Annotated in this window: 21 protein-coding genes and 1 tRNA gene; 16 read left to right on the top strand and 6 right to left on the bottom strand. The window is 58.0% G+C overall.

The annotated features are described in order from the left end of the window. Positions 1-194 precede the first annotated feature (194 nt). Both QP324_RS11025 and QP324_RS11030 read left to right on the top strand, forming a co-directional pair. Positions 195-923 carry an ABC transporter ATP-binding protein gene (locus QP324_RS11025; protein WP_284768771.1) on the top strand — a complete coding sequence of 243 codons (729 nt, stop codon included), beginning with the start codon at positions 195-197 and terminating at the stop codon, positions 921-923. Further along, a complete protein-coding gene (locus QP324_RS11030) occupies positions 924-3,467 on the top strand; it encodes an ABC transporter permease (RefSeq protein WP_284816067.1) in 2,544 nt (847 codons plus the stop codon). 50 nt (positions 3,468-3,517) lie between these two features. On the opposite strand, the gene QP324_RS11035 is transcribed toward QP324_RS11030, so the two are convergent. Genes QP324_RS11035 through QP324_RS11045 form a run of 3 tightly spaced genes read right to left on the bottom strand, consistent with a single transcriptional unit; the run spans position 3,518 to position 5,608 of the window. Next, a complete protein-coding gene (locus QP324_RS11035) occupies positions 3,518-3,877 on the bottom strand; it encodes a CrcB family protein (protein WP_284816068.1) in 360 nt (119 codons plus the stop codon). Continuing rightward, on the bottom strand, positions 3,874-4,176 hold the full coding sequence (locus QP324_RS11040) for a fluoride efflux transporter family protein (protein WP_239278426.1): 303 nt from the start codon (positions 4,174-4,176) through the stop codon (positions 3,874-3,876). Before QP324_RS11040 ends, QP324_RS11035 begins: the two co-directional genes overlap by 4 nt. Before the next feature lie 10 nt (positions 4,177-4,186). Continuing rightward, positions 4,187-5,608, bottom strand: a complete 1,422-nt coding sequence (locus tag QP324_RS11045) for a sodium:alanine symporter family protein (RefSeq protein WP_284816069.1) — start codon at positions 5,606-5,608, stop codon at positions 4,187-4,189. Between the two features lie 136 nt (positions 5,609-5,744). On the opposite strand from QP324_RS11045, the gene pgm reads away from it, so the two are divergent. The 4 genes from pgm (at position 5,745) to QP324_RS11065 (ending at position 8,795) form a co-directional block, all read left to right on the top strand. Then, the gene (gene pgm, locus QP324_RS11050) at positions 5,745-7,361 is read left to right on the top strand and encodes a phosphoglucomutase (alpha-D-glucose-1,6-bisphosphate-dependent) (RefSeq protein ID WP_284816070.1); all 1,617 of its coding nucleotides are present in this window, start codon (positions 5,745-5,747) and stop codon (positions 7,359-7,361) included. Positions 7,362-7,377: 16 nt separating this feature from the next. Then, on the top strand, positions 7,378-7,842 hold the full coding sequence (locus tag QP324_RS11055) for a MauE/DoxX family redox-associated membrane protein (protein ID WP_284816071.1): 465 nt from the start codon (positions 7,378-7,380) through the stop codon (positions 7,840-7,842). 54 nt (positions 7,843-7,896) lie between these two features. Then, positions 7,897-8,646 (top strand): thioredoxin domain-containing protein, encoded by a 750-nt coding sequence (locus tag QP324_RS11060; protein WP_284791488.1) that lies wholly within the window; start codon positions 7,897-7,899, stop codon positions 8,644-8,646. A 76-nt stretch (positions 8,647-8,722) separates the two neighbouring features. Further along, positions 8,723-8,795: transfer RNA gene (locus QP324_RS11065), tRNA-Ala, on the top strand. Positions 8,796-8,844: 49 nt separating this feature from the next. On the opposite strand, the gene QP324_RS11070 is transcribed toward QP324_RS11065, so the two are convergent. Then, the gene (locus QP324_RS11070; RefSeq protein WP_284816072.1) at positions 8,845-9,753 is read right to left on the bottom strand and encodes an NAD(P)/FAD-dependent oxidoreductase; all 909 of its coding nucleotides are present in this window, start codon (positions 9,751-9,753) and stop codon (positions 8,845-8,847) included. A gap of 80 nt (positions 9,754-9,833) precedes the next feature. Here QP324_RS11070 and QP324_RS11075 point away from each other — a divergent pair, with 80 nt between their 5' ends. Further along, positions 9,834-10,208, top strand: coding sequence for a DUF805 domain-containing protein (locus tag QP324_RS11075; RefSeq protein ID WP_284816073.1), 375 nt, complete (start codon positions 9,834-9,836; stop codon positions 10,206-10,208). A 30-nt stretch (positions 10,209-10,238) separates the two neighbouring features. Then, positions 10,239-10,964, top strand: coding sequence for a fructosamine kinase family protein (locus QP324_RS11080; protein ID WP_284816074.1), 726 nt, complete (start codon positions 10,239-10,241; stop codon positions 10,962-10,964). On the opposite strand, the gene nadE is transcribed toward QP324_RS11080, so the two are convergent. Continuing rightward, positions 10,961-11,782, bottom strand: coding sequence for an ammonia-dependent NAD(+) synthetase (gene nadE, locus QP324_RS11085; protein WP_284816075.1), 822 nt, complete (start codon positions 11,780-11,782; stop codon positions 10,961-10,963). The genes QP324_RS11080 and nadE overlap by 4 nt on opposite strands. Before the next feature lie 27 nt (positions 11,783-11,809). Between nadE and QP324_RS11090 the strand changes: the two genes are divergently transcribed. The 6 genes from QP324_RS11090 (at position 11,810) to nrdE (ending at position 17,697) form a co-directional block, all read left to right on the top strand. Further along, positions 11,810-13,165 carry a sugar porter family MFS transporter gene (locus QP324_RS11090; RefSeq protein WP_005327336.1) on the top strand — a complete coding sequence of 452 codons (1,356 nt, stop codon included), beginning with the start codon at positions 11,810-11,812 and terminating at the stop codon, positions 13,163-13,165. A gap of 120 nt (positions 13,166-13,285) precedes the next feature. Further along, complete coding sequence (ykgO, locus tag QP324_RS11095; RefSeq protein WP_003847162.1) at positions 13,286-13,408, top strand: type B 50S ribosomal protein L36; 123 nt, start codon at positions 13,286-13,288, stop codon at positions 13,406-13,408. 165 nt (positions 13,409-13,573) lie between these two features. Further along, positions 13,574-14,479, top strand: a complete 906-nt coding sequence (locus tag QP324_RS11100) for an alpha/beta fold hydrolase (protein ID WP_284816076.1) — start codon at positions 13,574-13,576, stop codon at positions 14,477-14,479. Between the two features lie 307 nt (positions 14,480-14,786). Next, entirely contained in the window at positions 14,787-15,026 is a 240-nt protein-coding gene (gene nrdH, locus QP324_RS11105; RefSeq protein WP_284816077.1) for a glutaredoxin-like protein NrdH, read from the top strand. Positions 15,027-15,048: 22 nt separating this feature from the next. Beyond that, positions 15,049-15,480 (top strand): class Ib ribonucleoside-diphosphate reductase assembly flavoprotein NrdI, encoded by a 432-nt coding sequence (nrdI, locus tag QP324_RS11110; RefSeq protein WP_225746488.1) that lies wholly within the window; start codon positions 15,049-15,051, stop codon positions 15,478-15,480. A 54-nt stretch (positions 15,481-15,534) separates the two neighbouring features. Further along, positions 15,535-17,697: a class 1b ribonucleoside-diphosphate reductase subunit alpha gene (gene nrdE / locus QP324_RS11115; RefSeq protein ID WP_284767067.1), complete on the top strand. Its 2,163-nt coding sequence runs from the start codon at positions 15,535-15,537 to the stop codon at positions 17,695-17,697. 55 nt (positions 17,698-17,752) lie between these two features. On the opposite strand, the gene QP324_RS11120 is transcribed toward nrdE, so the two are convergent. Next, positions 17,753-18,448 (bottom strand): FadR/GntR family transcriptional regulator, encoded by a 696-nt coding sequence (locus QP324_RS11120; protein WP_284816078.1) that lies wholly within the window; start codon positions 18,446-18,448, stop codon positions 17,753-17,755. Positions 18,449-18,590: 142 nt separating this feature from the next. On the opposite strand from QP324_RS11120, the gene nrdF reads away from it, so the two are divergent. After that, a complete protein-coding gene (gene nrdF, locus QP324_RS11125; RefSeq protein WP_049378445.1) occupies positions 18,591-19,580 on the top strand; it encodes a class 1b ribonucleoside-diphosphate reductase subunit beta in 990 nt (329 codons plus the stop codon). A 342-nt stretch (positions 19,581-19,922) separates the two neighbouring features. Further along, a complete protein-coding gene (gene ctaD / locus QP324_RS11130; protein ID WP_198491996.1) occupies positions 19,923-21,617 on the top strand; it encodes a cytochrome c oxidase subunit I in 1,695 nt (564 codons plus the stop codon). Positions 21,618-21,745: the final 128 nt, after the last annotated feature.

A 21,745-nucleotide genomic window follows, 5' to 3' on the forward strand; every position in this document is an offset into this window, starting at 1 on the left:
TGAACTCGACGGAATACTTTCTAGGCATAGTTCAATCCTTCCTTAGCTGAGGTAGGAACTAAACCCAGGACGCTTCAGGAAGGCGCGTGCCAGGCTTTCGCATGCCGTTTTCCTCCTCAGGGATGATGTTGGCCGGAGGCCATGGTCGCTAGACTTAAATAGGTAATTTCCCATTTACAAGGAGAGTTTGTCTCATGACTGATGCTGCGGCTCGCGCCGTTGACTTGTTTAAGCAATACGGAAGTGATGACACAGCCGTCGTCGCTCTTGATCATGTATCCATTGAATTTGGCAAGAACGAATTTACTGCGATCATGGGCCCGTCGGGTTCCGGTAAGTCAACGCTGATGCACACCATGGCTGGTCTCGATTCAGCGACTTCCGGATCAGCATTTATCGGTGATACCGATATGTCGGCACTCAACGACAAAGACATTACGGCGCTGCGTCGTGACCGGCTGGGCTTTATTTTCCAGTCCTTTAACCTTGTGCCCACGCTGACTGCGGCGGAAAACATTACGCTGCCCACGGATATTGCGGGCAAGGGCGTCGATAAGCAGTGGTTTGAGGAGGTTACTAGCCGCCTTGGCCTAGCGGAGCGCCTGGAACACCGCCCAGCTGAACTGTCTGGCGGACAGCAGCAGCGCGTGGCCTGTGCTCGTGCATTGGTTTCTCGGCCGGAAATCATCTTTGGCGATGAGCCAACGGGCAACCTGGATTCGAATTCTTCGGCCGAGGTGCTCGATATTCTGCGAACCGCGGTGGATAAGGACAACCAAACAGTGGTCATCGTCACACACGATGCCAAGGCCGCCTCGTATGCGGACCGGGTGGTTTTCCTTGCTGACGGCAAGCTTGTGAATGAGTTGCACAATCCGACGATGGAGGCCATTCACCAGGTAATGGCGGAGATTGAGGGCTAAATGGCACGCGGAAACGCAATGCGTAGAGTGTCTCTGCGCAATATCGTGGCGCATAAATTGCGCCTTGGGCTGACGATTCTCGCGGTGGTTTTGGGCACCGCGTTTATTGCCGGCTCGTTTATGTTCACCAATTCGCTGAAGTCGACGTTTGACTCCGCCGTGGATAATCAGTTCCGCGGCGTGGATGCAGTGGTGAGCCAAAAGGACGACAATGGCGCGAAACTGGATGACAAGCTGCGTCAGAAGCTGGCTGACGATAAGGATGTTAAAAACATCAATATCGCGGATTCGGAGACCGTTGTCGCGGCCGATGAGAACTCGGAGGCCTATCAAACCCAGGGCGGCACGGCCAGCGTTGTCCCGTTCTATCCAGAAGACAAGGTCGTTGGCGGCGCCGATGAACTGAAGGAGGGCGAGGAGCCTAGCGGTAAGGACGAGGTCCTCGTCAACTCTTCCGCGGCTGACAAATACGGCATTTCTGTGGGCCAAAAGCTGACTGTGGTTCACCCCGATGAGCAGGATACGGTTACCGTTTCTGGCATCTCAGAGCCCGCGGTAGACCAGGGCGAGAGCATCGTGCTGAGCATGGCTGAAAAGGATTACCTGGAGCGCTACGGTGAGCCGAGCCAGCTCAAGGTTTCTGCAGCCGATGGAGTGGATGCGAATGCCTTGGTGGATCACCTGAACGAGAAGTATGAAGTCAAGGCGGAGTCAGGTGAGCGCCTGGCTGAGGAGACTTCGGAGATGATGTCTTCTGCCTTGAAGTTCATCAATTACTTCCTCATCGCGTTCGGCCTGATTGCGCTGCTGGTGGGCACCTTCATTATTGCGAATACTTTCTCGATGATTGTCGCGCAGCGCACTAAGGAGTTCGCTCTCTTGCGTGCGCTGGGTGCTTCCCGTCGCCAGATTACAAATTCGGTGGTGGTGGAGTCTGCCATTGTTGGTGTTCTGGGGTCCATTGTTGGCGTGGTTGCCGGTATGGGATTGGTCGCAATCATTAAGGCAGTGATGAGCGCGCAGGGAATGCCTCTCGATGGCGGCTTGGGCCTGAGCGTCTCGGCTATCGTAGTTCCAATCATTTTGGGCACTATCGTGACGGTTGTATCCGCATGGGCCCCGGCACGGCGCGCGGGCCGCGTGCAGCCGGTGGAGGCAATGCGCACTACCGAATCAGCTTCCGGAACTTCCCTGAAGGTACGCACGATTTTCGGTGCCATTATCTTGCTGGTGGGCATTGTTGCGGCGTTGGCAGGCGTGCTTTCCGACGGCGAAACCAACGTCCGCGCCATCCTCGTCGGCGTCGGCGCATTCGGTGTCATCGTGGGATTCTTCTTAGCCGGCCCGGCCCTGTCGCTACCTCTGGTTCCCACGGTGGGCAAGGTAATCGGTGCACCGTTTGGCGCTATTGGTTCACTGGCGGCGACGAACTCACGTCGTAATCCGCGCCGTACGGCAGCCACCGCATTTGCGCTGACCTTGGGCGTGGCTCTGGTGACTGCCATCGGCATGCTTGGTGCAACGATGAAGTCTTCTGTGGCCGATACCGTGGAGCAAAACATTACCTCTGATTACCTGCTTTCCGGTCCTAGCTCCGGTGAATTCCCGACGCCGAAGGACACGGGTAAGCGCGCGGCGGAGGCCGAAGGCGTCGATAAGGTGATTACCGTCGGTATGGCTCCGGTGGCCGTCGATGGTCAGGCATCGATGGATTATGGTCCACAATTCCAGCAAACGACGACTGCGGATGGAGATCCGTCGTCGATGATTGCGCTCGACATGGTCGAGGGTGATGCCAACTTGGAGAAGGGCTTCATTGCTACCGAAGACTTTGCCAAGGAACACGGCTGGAAGGTAGGAGAGACCTACACGGTTACTTCTGCGGAAAAGGACAAGAAGGCCGAGGCGAAGCTGGTCGGTACCTTTAAGCCCACCGATGTGGTCCAGAATATGGTGCTTTCGCAGGATGTGGCGGAAAAGGTCGCACCGAAGAAGTCCTTTACCGTCCAAATGGTGGGCGTCTTGGGCCAGGAAGGCTATGACAAGGAAGAACTGCGCCACAACCTAGAGGACTCGGTCAAGGATTTGGTCGTGGTTCAGGTTAATTCTGGCGAGGAGTATGCGGGCCAAGCCGCCGGATTCATCGACCAGATGCTTTCCATCTTGTATGGTCTGCTTGCCCTTGCAGTGATTATCGCCGTGCTGGGAATTGTCAATACCTTGACCCTGGGTGTTATTGAGCGACGCCAAGAGATTGGCATGTTGCGTGCCGTGGGTACGCAGCGCCGCCAGATCCGCACGATGATCACTCTTGAGTCGGTGCAGATTGCGCTCTTTGGTGCGGTGATGGGCATCCTTATCGGCCTTGGCTTGGGCTGGTCCTTTATCAAGATTCTCGGTGATGAGGGATTGGATTCCGCGCAGATTCCGTGGGCGATGGTGCTTATTATGCTGGTGGGATCGGCCGTCGTGGGCATTATTGCGGCCGTCTGGCCGTCGAACCGTGCGGCAAAGACACCGCCTTTGGAGGCAATCGCGGACTAGGTATACAGCTAATGGTCTCATTCTTCGCGCGGAGAATGAGACCATTTTGCTTATATGCCGTGATAAATGCGTGCCGCCCAGATGGTGCCGCGCCAGGCTAAAACGATGCCGAGTCCGATGGTCCAGAAGAGGTACTTGCTAAGCCGCCACCACTGCTTGCGTTTGAACATCTCGCCCAGTTCCTTCGCCAATGTGGACCAGGTGGACAGACCGCCGGCGAGGCCGAGGGCGAGGAAGGGGTGAATAAGGGGGGCGTCGGCAAGCTGGGCGAAACCATAGGCCAGGCCAAGGGCTAGGGAACCCAAAATATTCGCCACGAAGGTGCAGTAGGGGGCGGGGACAAGCCGGGTAAAGCCATAGCGCAGGCTGCCGCCGATGAAACCGCCGAGAAGGACGCACAGAAGATTCATCGCAGCTTGTCACCCGCCAGGTAGCCGCCCACGCAGCCGATGATGGTGGCCAGGACATAGGCCAGGGCCACGGTCCAATGCGCCTCGGAGGTCAGGAAAGCGAAGGTAGCGAAGCTGGTGAAACCGCCAAGCACGCCGGTGCCCCAAAAGGGGCCGGGGCGGAAGTAGCCCATGAGCGCACTGCCGAGGATATTGATGACGAGCAGTGGGAGCATGCCGCCGCCGAGCGCGGCGGAGAGGAGGTACCTGGCCGCCGCGCCGAGCGCAGCGCCAGCACCCACGACGAGGAATTGAGGCATGCGGCCTATGTTACTTCCAGTCCATCCCCTGGGACTCTACGAACGCGCGCACCTCATTCACTGGCTTATTGAGCTTGGGGTCAAAGGCTAAGTACGCCTTGGTTTCGCGGGCCACGAGGCCGGAGAGAAGGAGCAAGCCAATGAGGTTCGGGATGGCGATGAGGCCATTGGCCAGATCGGAGAAGGTCCAAGCGAGCTCGAGCTCCGAGACGGAGCCGACAAAGAGGAGGCAGGCGAAAAACATGCGGTAGGGGATAGAGGCCTTGCGGCCGCAGAGGGACTCCAGGGAACGCTCGCCGTAATACGCCCAGGCCATGATGGTGGAAAAGGCGAAGAAAATAATGGAGAGCGAAACGATGGTGCCGCCCCAGTCGCCAGGAAGCACGCGAGAAAAGGCCTCGGCCGTCATGATTCCGGCCTCGTCGCGGCCCATATCCCAGGTACCGCCCACAACAATGACCAAGCCAGTGATGGTTACCACGATGATGGTGTCAATGAAGGTTTGCGTCATCGATACCAACCCCTGGCGCGCTGGGTGCGGGGTCTTGGCAGCCGCGGCGGCGATGGCGGCGGAGCCCATGCCGGACTCATTGGAGAAGATGCCGCGGGCAACACCGTATTGAATGGCCATCATGATGGTGGAGCCCACGAACCCGCCACCAGCGGCGGTGCCGGTAAAGGCATCGCTGAAAATCATGGCAAAGGCGGCGGGAATCTCCGTGGCATGCGAGAAGATTACATAGAGCCCGCCCAGGACGTAGACGATGATCATCAACGGGACGAAGGCGGCGGTAATGCGCCCGATGGCCTGGATTCCGCCAAGGAGTACGGAGCCCACCAAGACGAAGAGAATCGCACCGGTGGCCGCCGGGGCGATACCGAAGGTCGATTCCATATTGGTGGCCACAGCATTGGCTTGGGCGAGGTTGCCGATGCCAAAGGATGCGCAAATTGCAAAGATGGCAAAGAATACTGCGAGTACCGATCCGAGTGGTCCGGGGATGCCACGCTTCAGGTATTGCTGTGGCCCGCCGGACATCTCGCCCTTGGAATCCGTGGTGCGAAAACGCACGCCCAGGTAGGCCTCGGTGTACTTGGACGCCATGCCCACGAGGCCGGTAATCCAGATCCATACCAGTGCGCCAGGGCCGCCGATGGACAACGCGGTGGCCACGCCCACGATATTTCCCACTCCCACGGTGGCGGCAAGGGCGGTGGTCAGCGCCTGATAATTGGAAATATCACCCTCAGTGGAGTCGTCGCCGGAGTCGCTGGCGAAGACGTGGCGCAGTGCGCGGCCGAGTGCGCGAAACTGGAGTCCGCCCAAACGAATGGTCAGCCACAGGCCGGTGCCCAACAGGAGGGGAATGAGGATGAACGGTCCCCACACCACGGTGCTGATGGCGGAGAGGATGGAATTAAGCGAGTCCATTCTGTAAATCTAGCGAACTATAGAAATGGAGTAAATTTGCCCATACCCCCAGCCGGGGGAATATTCGTCCTGCGCAACTACGGGAGAGCAGGCAAGCTGGGATGGCATACCACCCCAACCCTTCAAGGAGTACGCCATGGCCCACGAGCGCGCCGGCACGCTGGCACAGCCCGCGGATCTTATTGATATCGCAGAATTGGTCACCGCCTACTACACCCGTACCCCGGACGCCGATAACCCGGATCAGCAGGTGTCCTTCGGTACCTCAGGCCACCGCGGCTCCGCGCTGGATCGAGCCTTTAATGAGGCTCATATCCTAGCGATTACCCAAGCCATTGTGGATTACCGCGCGGAACAAGGCGTTGCTGGGGCGATTTTCATCGGCCGCGATACCCACGCGCTGTCCGAGCCTGCCATGGTCTCCGCCCTTGAGGTGCTGCTGGCCAATGGGGTGGAGGTTCGCGTCGACGAGCGCGGCCGCTACACGCCGACCCCAGCGGTCTCTCACGCCATCCTGACCCACCCTGGCACCGATGGCATCGTGATTACCCCGTCCCATAATCCTCCCCGCGATGGCGGCTTTAAGTACAACCCGCCTACCGGTGGACCGGCCGACGCGCAGGCCACGGATTGGATTGCAGGACGCGCGAACGAGTACCTGCGCGCTGGGCTGGAGGGTGTGAAGCGGACGTCTGTCGCGGGCGTGCTGGACGAGCGCTGCGTGAAGCATGACTACGTGCACAACTACGTGGCTGACCTTGAGAATGTGGTGGATATGCAGGCCATTAAAGACTCCGGCCTGCGCATCGGTGCCGATCCCATGGGTGGCGCTTCCGTGGACTATTGGCAGGCCATCGCTGACCACTACGAGCTCAACATGACCGTGGTGAATCCGGAGGTGGATTCCACTTTCCGCTTTATGACCTTGGATACGGACGGAAAGATCCGCATGGATTGTTCCTCGCCTGATGCTATGGCCTCGCTTATCGACGCCCGCTCAAAGTTCGACCTTGCCACGGGCAACGACGCCGATGCGGACCGCCATGGCATTGTCACTCCCGATGCCGGACTCATGAACCCCAATCACTACCTCGCCGTGGCTATCGAGTACCTCTTTAGTCATCGCCCGCAGTGGGGGAGTGCCGGTGTGGGAAAGACCCTGGTGTCTTCCTCCATGATCGATCGCGTGGTGAAAAGCCTAGACCGCGAATTGGTGGAGGTGCCCGTCGGCTTTAAGTGGTTTGTACCGGGGTTGCTCGAAGGCACCATTGGTTTCGGTGGCGAGGAGTCTGCCGGGGCGTCTTTCCTGCGCTTCGATGGCTCCGTGTGGTCCACCGATAAGGACGGCATCATTATGGATCTACTCGCCGCGGAGATTACCGCCGTCACCGGCAAGACTCCGTCCCAGCGCTACGCAGAACTGGCGGAGAAATTCGGCGCCCCAGCCTATGCCCGCACCGACGCCCCCGCGAACCGCGAGCAGAAGGCCATCCTCAAGAAGCTGTCTCCTGAAAAAGTTTCCGCCACGGAGCTAGCAGGCGAGGACATCGTGGCCAAGCTGACGGAGGCACCCGGCAACGGTGCGGCCATCGGCGGCCTGAAGGTAGCGACGAAAAATGCCTGGTTCGCCGCTCGTCCTTCCGGCACTGAAGATAAGTACAAAATCTATGCCGAATCTTTCTTGGGTGAGGAACATCTCAAGCAGGTGCAAGCAGAAGCACAGGCAGTTGTTTCCCATGTATTAGGGGTTTAACGCTACACTCATCCTCGTGAGTAGCAAGATTAATGGGAAGCTGGTGCTCGACGTCATCAGCTTCATCGCCCGCTTTGGCATGGCTTGGGTGTGGATTGACGCCGGCGTGCATAAGCTCGGCAAAACTCTAGACATGACCCAAGCCATTAAGGGCTATGACATTTTTACGCCTGATTGGGCTCTTTACCTCGCAACGGTCATTGGCCCACTGGAGGTTATTGGTGGCGTGCTCTTGCTGCTCGGGCTGTTTTTGCGAAAGTCCTCCATCGTGGCCACCGTCGTGTTGCTGCTCTTTATGGTGGGCATCGCGCAAGCTTGGGCCCGTGGACTGGATATTGACTGCGGCTGCTTTGGCTATGACGCCCAAAACCCTGACCGAGGAATGGATTATGCGAAGACGCTGCTGCGCGACGCCGCATTTCTATTCCTGACCCTATGGACCATCAAGCGCCCCTTCACCAAGTTTGCTCTTCACCCCTAGCAGGTGGGCAAGGTAGGCTGATCGAGTCCGAAGAATTGCAAAGGCAAGGTTCAAATGAGCAAAGTAACTGACCCGAACGCCAAGGGTGGCAACGGTTTTATCTGGGGAGTCGGCGTGCTCCTCGTCATTATTGCCGTTGTCATTGGCTACATCGTGTGGAATGGCAAGCAGTCGTCCACGGATTCTGTCGATGCCCTTGACGCCAAGGACGTAAATATGTCCATGGAGTACAACGACGGTGCTATTACCCTTAAGTCTGAAAGCGCCAAGAAGGGCACCCCTGAGGTGGATCTCTACGAAGACTACTCCTGCCCGCACTGTGCCGAACTGGCTCAGGCCACCGACGGTGACATGCAGAAGGCCATCGAAGACGGCAAGCTGATCGTCCACGTGCGTACCCTCAACTTCTTGGATGGCAAGGACATTGAAAACCAGGAGGGCTACTCCACTAAGGCGGCAGCCGCTATGTCCGAGCTGGCCAAGTCTGGTGATATCAAGACCTACTGGAACCTGCGTGACTACATGCTGCAGAACCAGCAGAAGGTGGCTACTTCGTGGGACATCAAGGATATTGCTGATGCCGCTAAGGAGTTTGGCGCGGACGATGATGTCGTTGATTCCATCAAGGATGTAGACGTCAAGCAGGGCAATAAAATGGCGAAGACCAACTACGACAAGCTGGATAAGGAAACCGGCACCGTATCTTCGCCGCGAATCGTCAAGGATGGCAAGGATGTTCCATCAGAAAAGGATCAAAAGGCCGGCAAGAACCTAGGTGATTGGGTAGAGATCGTCACTAAGTAGCAGGCGATTTGGAGAGTTAAATACCCTCCATGTATATTTAAGCGAGTTGCAGCCCACAGGGTTGCACCTCGTTTGAGGGGCTATGGCGCAGCTGGTAGCGCACCACACTGGCAGTGTGGGGGTCACGGGTTCGAATCCCGTTAGCTCCACAATATAAAGGAGAGGAACATTAGTTCCTCTCCTTTTCTTGTTGCGAGGCTAGAGCTCCGCTAAATCCTCATCGAGCATGCGCTGATCGATGGCGATGCCGACGGCCGCGCCGCTGCCCATCGCTTGCGAGACTTGGTCCGGCGAGCTGACCACATTGCCGGCCGCCCACAGGCGCGATACCGAGGTCTGGCCACGCTCTACGCTGCTCCAGCCATCTGTTGATTCGCAGCCGGCATCCCGCAGCAGTGCGTCATTGGGTAGAAAATCAGGGCCCGTAAAGCAGGCTTCATAGGTGTCTTCTCCAGCAGAACTGTGCACCTTTACGCCAGTTGGAGTCGCTTTATCTGCTTGGACCTGTGTCACGTCTGCATCGACTATTTTTACACCCAATCCGGCGAGTTGAGCGCGATCAAGATCGGTGAGCTCAAGGCCGTTGGGGTAGAAGGTCAGTGCGCTCGTCCACGTGGACAGCAGTTTGCTGATGCGGATGGTAAAAGGCGGATTCGCGCCGCCGATGAGTGCAACCTTCTTCCCGGTGACTTCGTAGCCATGGCAGTAAGGGCAGTGAAAGACCCTGGTGCCCCACAAATCGCTGAGGCCGGGGACTGCAGGGAGCTTGTCCGTGAGCCCCGTCGCGACGAGAACGTGGCGGGATTCGAAAGCCTCGCCGCCGCCAAGCTTTGCCCGCCAAGGTCCGCGCTCGGAATCCCGGGTGAGTTTCTCCACCGAGCCCTGGGTAATGGTTCCGCCGAATTTCCCCACCTCCGCGTGGCCGCGCTGAAGCAATTCGGCGGGAGCCGCGCCATCGAGACCAAGGATGCCGTGGGCATGTTTGCTGAAGCGATTCCGGGGAGCGCCGGAATCGATTAACCGAATTTTTCGGTTAGCGCGGGCCAAGGTGATGGCGGCTGCGGTGCCGGCAAAGCCGCCACCGATGATGATGACGTCCGAGTACATTGCTCCTCCTTTATAGGAAGTGGGTAGCATGGTGCGCAGCCGAGTATATGCAGTCAACATCGAAGGGGCTCGCGCGCAGAATGACTGATGATTCCACAGGGTTCTTTACACGCGAAGCGCTCTATGGGGCGTCGCCTGTACAGGCGCTAGGCAGGTTCTTTGTAAAGTACTTCGACTTTCGTGGCCGGGCGTCCATGAGTGAGTTTTGGTGGGTTTTCGGTTTCCTCGTGCTGAGTTCTGTGGCAATCGGCATTATCGATCGGCACTTTGGCGTGGATATTGAGACTATTGCCGAGGCGGTACTTGTGATTCCAGTCGTTTCCTTGATGTGCCGGCGGCTGCACGATTCCGGGAGGACGGGGTTGTTATGCCTGATTGGGCTCATTCCGGTGTTCGGTGGAATCGCCTTGCTCCTTATGATGGCCCTGCCCACGCGAGAGCACGCGGCGCTTTAAAAATTTCCTTGCCTGATTAGGCTGGGCGGCATGCAGACTTTTTCAAAGCGAGTACGCGACGGAGATCAAGCAGGTGCCGAGGCTGCCGGACTGCGGTGGCTCGGGGAGGCCACCGACGCGGTGGTCAACGTCGTGAGCGCCGACGGGCTAGAAATCGTTACCGAGCGCGTGGACGAGGTCATGCCTACGCCGGAGGCGGCGCGGACATTTGGTGCGGAGCTGGCGCGCATGCACCGTGGGGGAGCCGAAGCGTTTGGCGCGCCTCCTACCGGGTGGGAAGGCAAGAACTTCATCGGCAGTATCGAGCAAGACTGCATCCCGACGGATAATTGGGGCGAGTTCTACGTTCAGCAGCGCGTGCTCCCCTTCGCGGAACTAGCGGGGATTAGTGCAGCGCAGTTGGACTTGGTAAGGCGTGCCTGCGACGCCATCGCCGCGCGCAGTTGGGATGTGGCGCCGGCGCGCATCCACGGCGATCTATGGGCGGGCAACCTGCTTTTTGGAGCGGATGGCGGCATCATGATTGACCCCGCCGCCCATGGAGGGCACCCGCATACGGATTTGGGGATGTTGGCGCTTTTCGGGGCACCGTACCTTGAGGAGATTTTCCGGGGATATGGTGCGCCTAAGGACATCGAAAAATGGATTCCCATGCACCAGCTGCATCCGTTGGCAGTGCATGCGCTGACGCACGGCGCCAGCTATAACCGGCCGCTGGAGCGCGCGGCGGCCGCTACCTTGGAGGCACTGGGCTAAAGGTTCGGCCCTTGCGGCATGATGCGTTTGTGGGCGCCGCGGTGCCATAAGGTTTCGATGCGTTCGCGGGCGGCGTCGGGAACCGCCTTGCCCTCTAGGTAGTCATCGATGTGGGCGTAGGTGACGCCGAGGGCTTCTTCGTCGGGAAGCTGGGGCTTATCGTCCTCCAAGTCCGCGGTGGGGACCTTCTCCCAGGTAGAGCGCGGGGCACCAAGGTGCTCTAGGAGGGCGGCGCCTTGGCGCTTATTGAGGCCGGCCAAGGGGAGGAGATCCGCCGCGCCATCGCCCCACTTGGTAAAGAAGGCGGTGACGTTTTCCGCCGCGTGGTCGGTGCCGATGACTAGCGCGCCGACCTCACCGGCGATGGCGTATTGGGCGGTCATGCGCAGGCGCGCTTTGGTATTGCCGCGGTTGAAATCGGTGACGTCGGCAAGCTGCAGCGCATCTGCCACCTGTTCGTCGAGGGCCAAGGTAGCCGGCTTGATATCGACGGTGGGGCGGTGATCGGGCTGGATGAAATCCAGAGCAATCTGGGCATCGTCCTCATCGGCCTGCACGCCGTAGGGCAGGCGCACAGCCCAAAACTCCGCGCCGTCGACGCGGTCCACCGCCATCTGCGCGAGCTTTCCCGCCAAGGTGGAATCCTGGCCGCCGGAAATACCCAGCACGTAGCCTTTAGCGCCGGTGGTGCGCAGGTAGTCAACCAGGAAATCCACGCGGCGCTGCACTTCGGCTTCTGGATCGATAAAGGGGCGCAAACCCAGGGTCTTTATGATGGTTTGCTGCAGGTTTTCGGCATCGTTCGACATGACGTTCATGGTAGCCGCCTGACACAATATTGTGCTGTGAATAAGGAAGTTTATGTCAAGGTAGTAGCTGGAATAGCGGCCCTGGGCGGGCTGTTATTTGGATACGACACCGGCGTGATGTCCGGTGCCTTGCTTTTTATTAGTCCCGCATTCGACATGAGTGCCCACCAAGAGGGTTGGGTGACCTCGATGCTGCTCGTGGGTGCTGCAGTAGGGGCGCTGACAGCCGGGCGCATCGCCGATAGATATGGACGCCGCTTCACGCTGATTGCAGGCGGCATCATTTTCGTGCTGGGTTCTATCTGGTGTGCGCTTTCCGGCTCGGTGGGAATGCTGGCAACGGCGCGCACCTTTTTGGGCTTTGCCGTGGGTGCAGTGTCAATCGTGTCTCCCATGTACATCGCGGAGATCGTGCCCGCCAAGGTGCGCGGGCGCATGGTCTCGCTCAATACCCTCGCGATTGTGGTAGGCCAGTTGATGGCCTACCTGGTCAACTCCGCGCTGGCCTCTACCGGTAGCTGGGAGTGGATGCTGGGCCTAGCCGCCGTGCCGGGCCTAGCGTTAGCTCTCGGAATGGCTTTCCTGCCAGAGACGCCGGTATGGCTGGCAACCAACGGGCGCATGCCCCGCGCCCAAGAGATTGCCGGGCGCGCCGGGATGGATATCTCGGAGCTGACCTCGCAGGAGACCGCGCGAAAATCCAGCGGATCCGAATGGAAGGCGCTGAAGGCCAATCGGTGGATGCAGATTACGGTGCTGCTTGCCATGCTGATGGGCTTGACGCAGCAGATTACCGGCGTCAACGCCATTGTGTACTTCGCGCCGACCATGATGAACCAGGTGGGGATATCCACTGCCAACTCGGTTTATACCTCCATCGTTATCGGCACGGTATCCGTGCTGGCCTGTTGGGTGGGGCTCAAGGTCGTGGACCGCATTGGGCGAAAGCGATTGTTGTTGATCGGCCTGACCGGCAACGTGGTCTCGCTGTTTATCCTCTCCTTTGCCTATTCCCATGCGCAGGATTCCACCGCTATGGCGATGGTTTCTTTGGTCTTTATGGCGCTGTTTATCGCCTTTCAGCAGGCGGCAGTGTCGCCTACGACGTGGCTGCTCATTTCCGAGCTGGTGCCGCTGCAGGTACGCGGCCTAGGCATGGGCATTGCGGGGCTCTCGCTATGGGCCACCAACTGGGCCGTGGCGCAGTACTTCCTGCCGCTAGTGGAGTGGCTGACCGGCCCGGTGGCGTTTATCGTCTTCGGAGTCTTCGGCCTCATCGCCATCGGCTACACCAAGGTTTTGGTTCCAGAGACTATGGGACGTAGCCTGGATGAGGTAGGCGAGGAGATGAAGTCGCGCTACGAGCGCGAGTCCGCACCCGTGAAGCCTTAGTGTTTTGGTATTGACGGCCGTGTGAGGTAACATTTTTCCTCGTGTCATGGCTGGGGATTCCCAGTCCGTGCTTTACTTATTCAACCGCATGTAGATTGCGCATAACGAAAGGAGCGCCCGATGAAGGTCCGTAAGTCCCTTCGGTCGCTGAAGAAGAAGCCGGGCGCCCAGGTTATTCGCCGCCACGGTAAGGTCTTCGTGATCAACAAGAAGGATCCCCGTTTCAAGGCTCGTCAGGGCTAATTGAGACGCGATTCCATCCGCTCCCTCCGGCTTTCCGGAGTGGGGCGGATTTTTCATGCGTGAGCTCTGGCACAAAAGGATATATTCTCTTCAGCCCCGGTGAATATAAAGGCAAATATATGAATATAATTATTTTGCCTATTTATGTCGTGAGAAAGAAGAATAATGTCCCAGCGAATCGTTGCCGCGCTCACTGCCGCCGCACTCGGATTGTCTGCCCCAGTGGCTCATGCCGCAGAACCACAGTGGGAATCCTCTGCACCGGAGTCCCTTGGCATCAATGACCCGTCCTGTATGCCTTCAGGGGACATCACTGAGCCCGTTGTGCTGCTGCATGGAACCTCGAATAATGCTTCCGTGTGGGGAAATTTGGTCCACCTCTTGCAAGATCAGGGGGCGTGCGTGTGGGCCTTTGATTACGGCGCCGATGATGTCACCTTGCAGAATATGATTCCAAGCGTCAAAGCCATCGCGGATCTGGATGATTCGGCCGCGGAAATTGCGGATCAGGTGGACTATGTCCGCGAGGTCACTGGCTCGGACAAGGTGAACTTGGTGGGCCATTCCCAGGGCGGTATGCACATCAAGACGTATACGCAGATGCATGATGGGGCGGGTCATGTGTCCCATGCGGTGGCGCTAGGTGGCAACTTCCACGGCACCACGCTTAACGGGCAGGGGGAGACGCTTTCTAAATTCATTGCCTTCGCACCGCACCTCGCCGCCTTCCTGGCTAGTACGGCCGGCATCCAGCAAGTAGTGGGGTCGGAGTTTATGAAACGGCTCAATGCGCTGCCAGATACCGCGCCAGGCGTGCTTTATACCTCCATTTACTCACCGGGGGATACGACGGTGACTCCGAATAGTTCTTCGCAGCTGGCGCTTGTCGACGGTGCCGATGTGGTCAACCTCGACCTGGGCGAGGTCTGCGGCGTGGCTCCTAGGCACGACAAGCTGCCGACCAACTGGACGGTGTTGAGTCAGGTCATTTTTGGTCTGAAGCGCGCCCCGGGGGAGGGACCGAACCCGTCGACCTGCGTCTCTGAGGGGGCGCCGATAAGTGGGGCCTAGGGCGGGCCGCCAGCCACTTAAATGTGAACTTTGACACACAAAATGGTGAACTCCAGGTAAACCTGCAGGAATCCCATTGGTGTAGTTTCATGGCTGTTCGTAGGTGTGGTCAACATGTGGGGTCCGGGGGTGTGCCATCCTGGGAATACCATGGCTGTAACTACTACATATTGTGTTGGTTGCGGGTATTTCCCCCAAAGTATAGTGTCGTTAATGTTGCTCAGAGCGGCGCAGGAAGCGCCCGTTTAGGCGGGAAAACGCTCCCCGCTCTGACGAATTTTTCAATGCAGGAGCTTTAAGGATCTATATGTCTATCACCGTTTACACCAAGCCAGCATGCGTCCAGTGCAATGCCACTAAGAAGGCCCTCGACCGCGTCGGTCTCGATTACAACCTGGTCGATATTTCTGTTGATGATGAAGCCCGTGACTACGTCATGGCACTGGGCTACGTTCAGGCACCAGTAGTTGAAGCTAATGGCGAGCACTGGTCCGGTTTCCGCCCTGACCGTATCAAGGGCTTGGCTTCCGTAGCGGCATCCGCCTAAGAGGTAGGGGAGGCCAGTAGCCATGTTGGTCGTGTATTTTTCCTCCGCGACGGAAAATACGCACCGGTTCGTGCAGAAACTGGGCTTTCCCAGCGCGCGCATTCCGCTGCGCCGCACGGAGGAGCTCCTCAAGGTCAACGAACCTTATGTCTTGGTGTGCCCCACCTACGGCGGGGGCGCTTCCATCAGCCACCAAAACTCCCGGCCCGTGCCAAAGCAGGTTATTAAGTTCCTCAATGATGAGCACAACCGCAGCCTCATTCGCGCGGTAATCGCGGGTGGCAATAGCAATTTCGGTGCCGATTTTGGCAAGGCTGGTGACGTCATCAGTGCCAAATGTAAAGTGCCCTATGTATATCGTTTCGAGTTGCTGGGAAACGATGACGATATAAAAATTTGTCGTGAAGGTTTATTGGCTAACGCCGCCGAGCTCGGGCTCGAGGCCGCGGCCTAGCGCCCACTACGACTTAAATAAAGATCCTGATTTTTAAGAAAGGCCTTGTCAGCTGTGAGTACGCAATTGGGGAAGACCGTCGCCGAGCCAGTAAAGCCAGAAGAGCAGTTGGATTACCACGCTCTGAACGCGATGCTGAATCTCTACGATGCTAACGGCAAGATTCAGTTTGAAAAAGACCGCGAGGCCGCTAACCAATTCTTCCTGCAGCACGTTAATCAAAACACGGTCTACTTCCATGATCTGGAAGAAAAGATCGATTACCTGATTAATAACAAGTACTACGACCCGCAGGTCATTGAGCAGTATGATTTCTCCTTTATTAAGGAGCTATTCAAGCGCGCTTATTCCTATAAGTTCCGCTTCAAGTCCTTCCTGGGCGCGTATAAGTACTACACCAGCTACACGCTGAAGACCTTTGATGGCCGTCGCTACCTCGAGCGCTTTGAGGACCGCGTGTCCATGACGGCTCTATTTTTGGCGGATGGCGATACTGGCCTAGCGGAGCACCTCGTAGACGAGATCATGACCGGCCGCTTCCAGCCGGCTACCCCGACCTTCCTCAACGCCGGCAAGGCCCAGCGCGGCGAGCTCGTCTCCTGCTTCCTGCTGCGCATCGAGGACAATATGGAGTCCATCGGCCGCTCCATCAACTCCGCGCTGCAGCTTTCCAAGCGCGGCGGCGGCGTGGCCCTCCTGCTGTCTAATATCCGCGAGTCCGGTGCACCAATTAAGCACATTGAGAACCAGTCTTCCGGCGTCATCCCCGTGATGAAGCTGCTGGAGGATTCCTTCTCCTACGCCAACCAGCTCGGTGCCCGCCAGGGTGCCGGTGCGGTTTACCTCAACGCGCACCACCCGGACATCATGAACTTCCTGGATACCAAGCGCGAGAATGCGGATGAGAAGATCCGCATTAAGACCCTCTCGCTGGGCATCGTCGTGCCGGATATCACCTTTGAGTTGGCTAAGCGCAATGATGATATGTACCTCTTCTCGCCGTATGACGTCGAGCGCGTCTATGGCAAGGCCTTCGGTGACATCTCCGTGACCGAGCACTATGAGGAGATGGTGGAAGACCCACGCATCCGCAAGAAGAAGATCAACGCCCGCCACTTCTTCCAGACCGTGGCAGAGCTGCAGTTCGAGTCCGGTTACCCGTACATCATGTTCGAGGACACCGTAAACCGCGCGAACCCAGTGAAGACCTCGTGGATCAACATGTCCAACCTGTGCTCGGAAATCCTGCAGGTCAACTCCGCATCCGAATTCAACGCGGACCTGACCTATGAGGAGCTGGGCAGCGATATTTCCTGCAACTTGGGTTCCCTGAATATCGCGATGACCATGGATTCGCCGGACTTTGCCAATACGGTGGAAACCGCCATCCGCGGCCTGACCGCCGTGGCGGATAAGACCTCCATTGACTCTGTGCCGTCCGTGCGCCGTGGTAATGATGAGTCCCACGCCATCGGCTTGGGCCAGATGAACCTGCACGGTTACTTGGGCCGCGAGCACATCGAGTATGGCTCGGAAGAGGGCTTGGACTTTACCAATGCTTACTTTGCCGCCATTTTGTATGCGGCGCTGCGTGCCTCCAATAAGATTGCCCGCGAGCGCGGCGAGTACTTCACGGAATTCCCCCAGTCCGAGTATGCTTCGGGCGAATTCTTTGACCGCTACGATCCGGAAGAGTTCAAGCCGAAGACGAAGAAGGTACAGGAGCTTTTCGACGCCTCTTCGATCCACACCCCGTCCGCCCAGGACTGGGAGGACTTGAAGCAGGACGTGGCTAAGTACGGCCTGTATAACCGCAACCTGCAGGCGGTGCCGCCGACGGGTTCGATTTCCTATATCAATAACTCCACCTCGTCCATCCACCCGATTGCCTCCAAGATTGAGATCCGCAAGGAGGGCAAGATCGGCCGTGTCTACTACCCGGCGCCGCACATGGATAATGACAACCTGGAGTACTTCAAGGATTCTTATGAGATCGGTTACGAGAAGATCGTCGATACTTATGCCGTAGCCACGAAGTATGTGGACCAGGGCCTATCGCTCACGCTCTTCTTCAAGGACACCGCGACCACTCGTGAGGTCAACCGCGCGCAGATTTATGCGTGGCGTAAGGGCATTAAGACCTTGTACTACATCCGCCTGCGCCAGATGGCGCTGGAGGGCACCGAGGTCGAGGGCTGCGTATCCTGCATGCTCTAAACCGGTGGTAGGGCGCCTCGATGCACGTCGCGGGGAAGGACGTGCATCGAGGCGTTTAGCCGTTTTCGGCCCTAGTGCGGTCGAGGATAGTGCGGGAGGTTTCTTCGGCGGCGTCGGCAAGCCCGGCATCAATGGCGCGGGCCAGTGCCATGTGCAGCTGTGTGGTGCCGCTGATGGGGTCGCGCTTGCGGGAGCCGAAGACGGACTTGCCCTTGAGCATCGCCACTAGGGAGGGGGCGAGCGCGGCGAGCATCTCATTGCCGGAGGCCCGCAGGATGAGGGTGTGGAAGCGGAGATCGGTTTCCAATTCTTCGCCCACGCGCGGAGACGGGGTGGATTCCAGCTCGGCCAATCGCGCGGCGAGGCGCAGCAATTCCGCCCGCTGCTGGGCGGTGGCGTTGCCGGCAGCCAGACGCGCGGCCACCGGTTCGATGCCAAGCCGTAGCTCGTTGAGCCGGGCCACTTGCTGCCCGCGCGTTTTATCGTTGTCTAAGCGCCAGCCAATGATCGCTGGGTCGTATACCGCCCACTTCTCCATCGGTAGCACCGTGAGGCCCACGCGGCGCTCAGAGCTCACCATGCCGAGATGCTCCAAGGCGCGCATGGCCTCTCGGGCTACGGTGCGGGAGATGCCAAAGCGCTTTTCGACGTCCCCCAGCCGGAACCGCTCGCCCTCCGCGAGGTCTCCGCTTACTATATCCGCGCCGAGCTGATCCACCACGGAACCCAGCAGGGGAGGGGTGGCACTCATGCGGAAATCCTTTCTTTGCATGCTCCGAAGTAACTGGGATCAGTATAGGTAAGTGGTATCCAGCACAATGGCTTAGAGGGGCGGCGAATTGGGTATGCTGGAGACCTGAATTTGTCCGTTTTTAGTATTGGAGTGACGCCGCGTGTCGCACGAGTACGATGACTATCTTTCTAGTCATGAAAAGCCAGTTGAAGCCATTAACTGGAATAGCATCCCGGATGAAAAGGACCTTGAAGTGTGGGACCGTCTCACCGGTAACTTCTGGTTGCCGGAAAAGGTCCCTGTCTCCAATGACCTTCCCAGCTGGAAGACGCTGACGGAGAAGGAAAAGGAAACCACCATGCGGGTCTTTACCGGCCTGACGCTGCTGGATACCATCCAGGGCACAGTGGGTGCGATTTCCCTCCTTCCGGATTCCCAGACTCTGCATGAGGAAGCGGTCTACACCAATATCGCCTTCATGGAGTCCGTGCACGCCAAGTCCTATTCCAATATCTTTATGACCCTGGCGTCCACGCCGATGATCAACGATGCCTTCCGCTGGTCCGAAGAAAACGAGAACCTGCAGAAGAAGGCCAAGATCATCTTGTCCTACTACAAGGGCGATGATCCGCTGAAGAAGAAGGTGGCGTCCACGCTGCTGGAGTCCTTCCTGTTCTACTCCGGCTTCTACCTGCCGATGTACTTCTCCTCCCGTGCGAAGCTCACCAACACCGCCGATATCATCCGCCTGATCATCCGCGATGAGGCTGTGCATGGCTACTACATTGGTTATAAGTTCCAGCAGGCGTATAAGCAGCTAGATGAAGAGCGCCAGGCAGAGCTGAAGGAATACACCTTCGACTTGGTCTATGACCTCTATGACAATGAGATCGATTACACCGAGGATCTCTACGATGATCTGGGCTGGACCGAGGACGTCAAGCGCTTCCTGCGGTACAACGCCAATAAGGCGCTGAATAACTTGGGCTTCGAGGGGCTATTCCCGGCCGATGAGACCCGCGTTTCCCCGGCCATCTTGTCCTCGTTGTCGCCGAACGCCGACGAGAACCATGACTTCTTCTCTGGTTCGGGTTCCTCCTATGTCATTGGCAAGGCTGAGGACACCACGGATGATGACTGGGACTTCTAAGCATTCCCGCTGATCAGCGTGGTCTTGCGGCACACCTTCTGCTCGAACTCAACCGAAAGGTTGATAACGAGCGGGGGTGTGTTTTTGCGTTTTGAGGGTGCAAAATTCGGCGTGGATGTGACATATAGCACGGTGTATCTCTGGCGAAAAGCGAAGCCGGAAATAGTGGCCGCGCCACGTGCAGGGGCAATGTGGCAGATGTGGTCAGTGATGAGGTGTGTCCTTGCGGTGAAGTATTGGGGGAAGCTGGAAAGAACAGGGGAAAATGGCCTAATATAAGGCGAGTAAACCTAGGTGTAGGTGGAGTCTGTCCACAGACACTTTGTTATTCAGGAGGATTTTATGACCGCTGTGGCGCCACGGGTCGACGATTACGTCGCCCCCACACGTCCAGAGCCAACCGGTAACGCGAAGACCGGTTCAAAGGCTTGGGTATTTCTAACCACCACCGACCACAAGCAGCTGGGCATCATGTACTTGATCATGTCCTTCAGCTTCTTCTTCCTCGGTGGCTTTATGGCACTGTTGATCCGCGCGGAGCTGTTCACCCCGGGTCTCCAGTTCTTGTCTAATGAGCAGTTCAACCAGCTGTTCACCATGCACGGCACCGTGATGCTGCTGCTGTTTGCGACCCCAGTTGTGTGGGGCTTTGGTAACTACATCCTGCCGCTGCAGATTGGTGCGCCGGACGTGGCCTTCCCGCGTCTGAATGCCTTCGGCTTCTGGGTTACCCTGCTGGGCGGCATCGTCATGCTGTTGGGCTTCGTTACCCCAGGTGGTGCGGCTGACTTCGGCTGGACCATGTACATGCCGCTGGCTGATGGTGTCCACACCCCGGGCATCGGCGCGGATATGTGGATTGTCGGCGTGGGCGCTACCGGTGTCGGTACCATTGCCTCCGCTATCAACATGATTACGACCATCCTGACCCTGCGCGCACCGGGCATGACCATGTTCCGTCTGCCGGTCTTCAGCTGGGCTGTGTTTACCGCATCCGCCATCGTGCTCATGATTTTCCCACTGCTGACCGCTGCGGCACTGGGCGTTCTGTATGACCGCAAGCTGGGCGGCCACATCTACGATTCCGCTAATGGTGGCGCCATCCTGTGGCAGCACCTGTTCTGGTTCTTCGGCCACCCTGAGGTCTACGTCTTGGCACTGCCATTCTTCGGCGTTATCTCTGAGGTCGTTCCGGTCTTCTCCCGCAAGCCGGTCTTCGGCTACATCGGCCTGGTCTTCGCACTGCTGGCCATCGGCTCCCTGTCCATGGCTGTGTGGGCACACCACATGTTCGTCACCGGCGCTATCCTGCTGCCGTTCTTCTCCTTCATGACGTTCCTGATTGCGGTTCCAACCGGCGTTAAGTTCTTCAACTGGGTGGGCACCATGTGGAAGGGCCATATCACCTGGGATACCCCGATGATCTTCGCCATGGGCTTCATGACTACCTTCCTGTTCGGCGGCATGACCGGCGTTATGCTGGCATCCCCGGCCCTGGACTTCCAACTGGCTGAGTCCTACTTCCTGATTGCACACTTCCACTACACCCTGTTCGGTACGGTTGTATTCTCCGCCTTCGCCGGCCTGTACTTCTGGTTCCCGAAGATGACCGGCCGCATGCTGGACGAGCGTCTGGGCAAGATTCACTTCTGGTTGACCTTCATCGGCTTCCACGGCACCTTCCTGGTTCAGCACTGGGTCGGCAACATGGGTATGCCGCGTCGCTACGCTGACTACCTGGAGTCCGATGGCTTCACGGTCTTCAACCAGATTTCCACCATCTTCTCCTTCGTTCTCGGCGCTTCCGTTATCCCGCTGGTGTGGAACGTATTCAAGTCCTGGCGCTACGGCGAGATCGTCACCGTGGATGACCCATGGGGCTACGGCAACTCCCTCGAGTGGGCAACCTCCTGCCCGCCGCCGCGTCACAACTTCGTGTCGCTGCCGCGTATCCGCTCCGAGCGTCCGGCCTTCGAGCTGCACTACCCACACATGGTTCAGCGCATGCGCGAAGAAGCACACGTGGGTAGCCACTAAAGCGATCTAACTCGCTAAAGCACTCCTGACTTAAGCCGCCTCCCAGCCCGCCAATGAACTGCTCCCCATTAGTTGGACTGAGAAATCAGTTGCCAACAACTAGTGGGGAGCATTTTCTTTGAGAGCAC

This window comes from Corynebacterium sp. UMB0012, from assembly GCF_030216265.1.
Lineage (GTDB): Bacteria > Actinomycetota > Actinomycetes > Mycobacteriales > Mycobacteriaceae > Corynebacterium.

What these genes read in the sequence shown, in the direction of transcription:
- nrdH (WP_284816077.1), top strand. Translation starts at nt 14,787, where the DNA reads ATGTCTATCACCGTTTACACCAAGCCAGCATGCGTCCAGTGCAATGCC.
- QP324_RS11035 (WP_284816068.1), bottom strand. Translation starts at nt 3,877, where the DNA reads ATGAATCTTCTGTGCGTCCTTCTCGGCGGTTTCATCGGCGGCAGCCTG.
- pgm (WP_284816070.1), top strand. Translation starts at nt 5,745, where the DNA reads ATGGCCCACGAGCGCGCCGGCACGCTGGCACAGCCCGCGGATCTTATT.
- nrdI (WP_225746488.1), top strand. Translation starts at nt 15,049, where the DNA reads ATGTTGGTCGTGTATTTTTCCTCCGCGACGGAAAATACGCACCGGTTC.
- QP324_RS11060 (WP_284791488.1), top strand. Translation starts at nt 7,897, where the DNA reads ATGAGCAAAGTAACTGACCCGAACGCCAAGGGTGGCAACGGTTTTATC.
- ykgO (WP_003847162.1), top strand. Translation starts at nt 13,286, where the DNA reads ATGAAGGTCCGTAAGTCCCTTCGGTCGCTGAAGAAGAAGCCGGGCGCC.
- QP324_RS11040 (WP_239278426.1), bottom strand. Translation starts at nt 4,176, where the DNA reads ATGCCTCAATTCCTCGTCGTGGGTGCTGGCGCTGCGCTCGGCGCGGCG.
- ctaD (WP_198491996.1), top strand. Translation starts at nt 19,923, where the DNA reads ATGACCGCTGTGGCGCCACGGGTCGACGATTACGTCGCCCCCACACGT.
- QP324_RS11075 (WP_284816073.1), top strand. Translation starts at nt 9,834, where the DNA reads ATGACTGATGATTCCACAGGGTTCTTTACACGCGAAGCGCTCTATGGG.
- QP324_RS11030 (WP_284816067.1), top strand. Translation starts at nt 924, where the DNA reads ATGGCACGCGGAAACGCAATGCGTAGAGTGTCTCTGCGCAATATCGTG.
- QP324_RS11100 (WP_284816076.1), top strand. Translation starts at nt 13,574, where the DNA reads ATGTCCCAGCGAATCGTTGCCGCGCTCACTGCCGCCGCACTCGGATTG.
- QP324_RS11070 (WP_284816072.1), bottom strand. Translation starts at nt 9,753, where the DNA reads ATGTACTCGGACGTCATCATCATCGGTGGCGGCTTTGCCGGCACCGCA.
- QP324_RS11025 (WP_284768771.1), top strand. Translation starts at nt 195, where the DNA reads ATGACTGATGCTGCGGCTCGCGCCGTTGACTTGTTTAAGCAATACGGA.
- nadE (WP_284816075.1), bottom strand. Translation starts at nt 11,782, where the DNA reads ATGAACGTCATGTCGAACGATGCCGAAAACCTGCAGCAAACCATCATA.
- QP324_RS11045 (WP_284816069.1), bottom strand. Translation starts at nt 5,608, where the DNA reads ATGGACTCGCTTAATTCCATCCTCTCCGCCATCAGCACCGTGGTGTGG.
- QP324_RS11120 (WP_284816078.1), bottom strand. Translation starts at nt 18,448, where the DNA reads ATGAGTGCCACCCCTCCCCTGCTGGGTTCCGTGGTGGATCAGCTCGGC.
- QP324_RS11080 (WP_284816074.1), top strand. Translation starts at nt 10,239, where the DNA reads ATGCAGACTTTTTCAAAGCGAGTACGCGACGGAGATCAAGCAGGTGCC.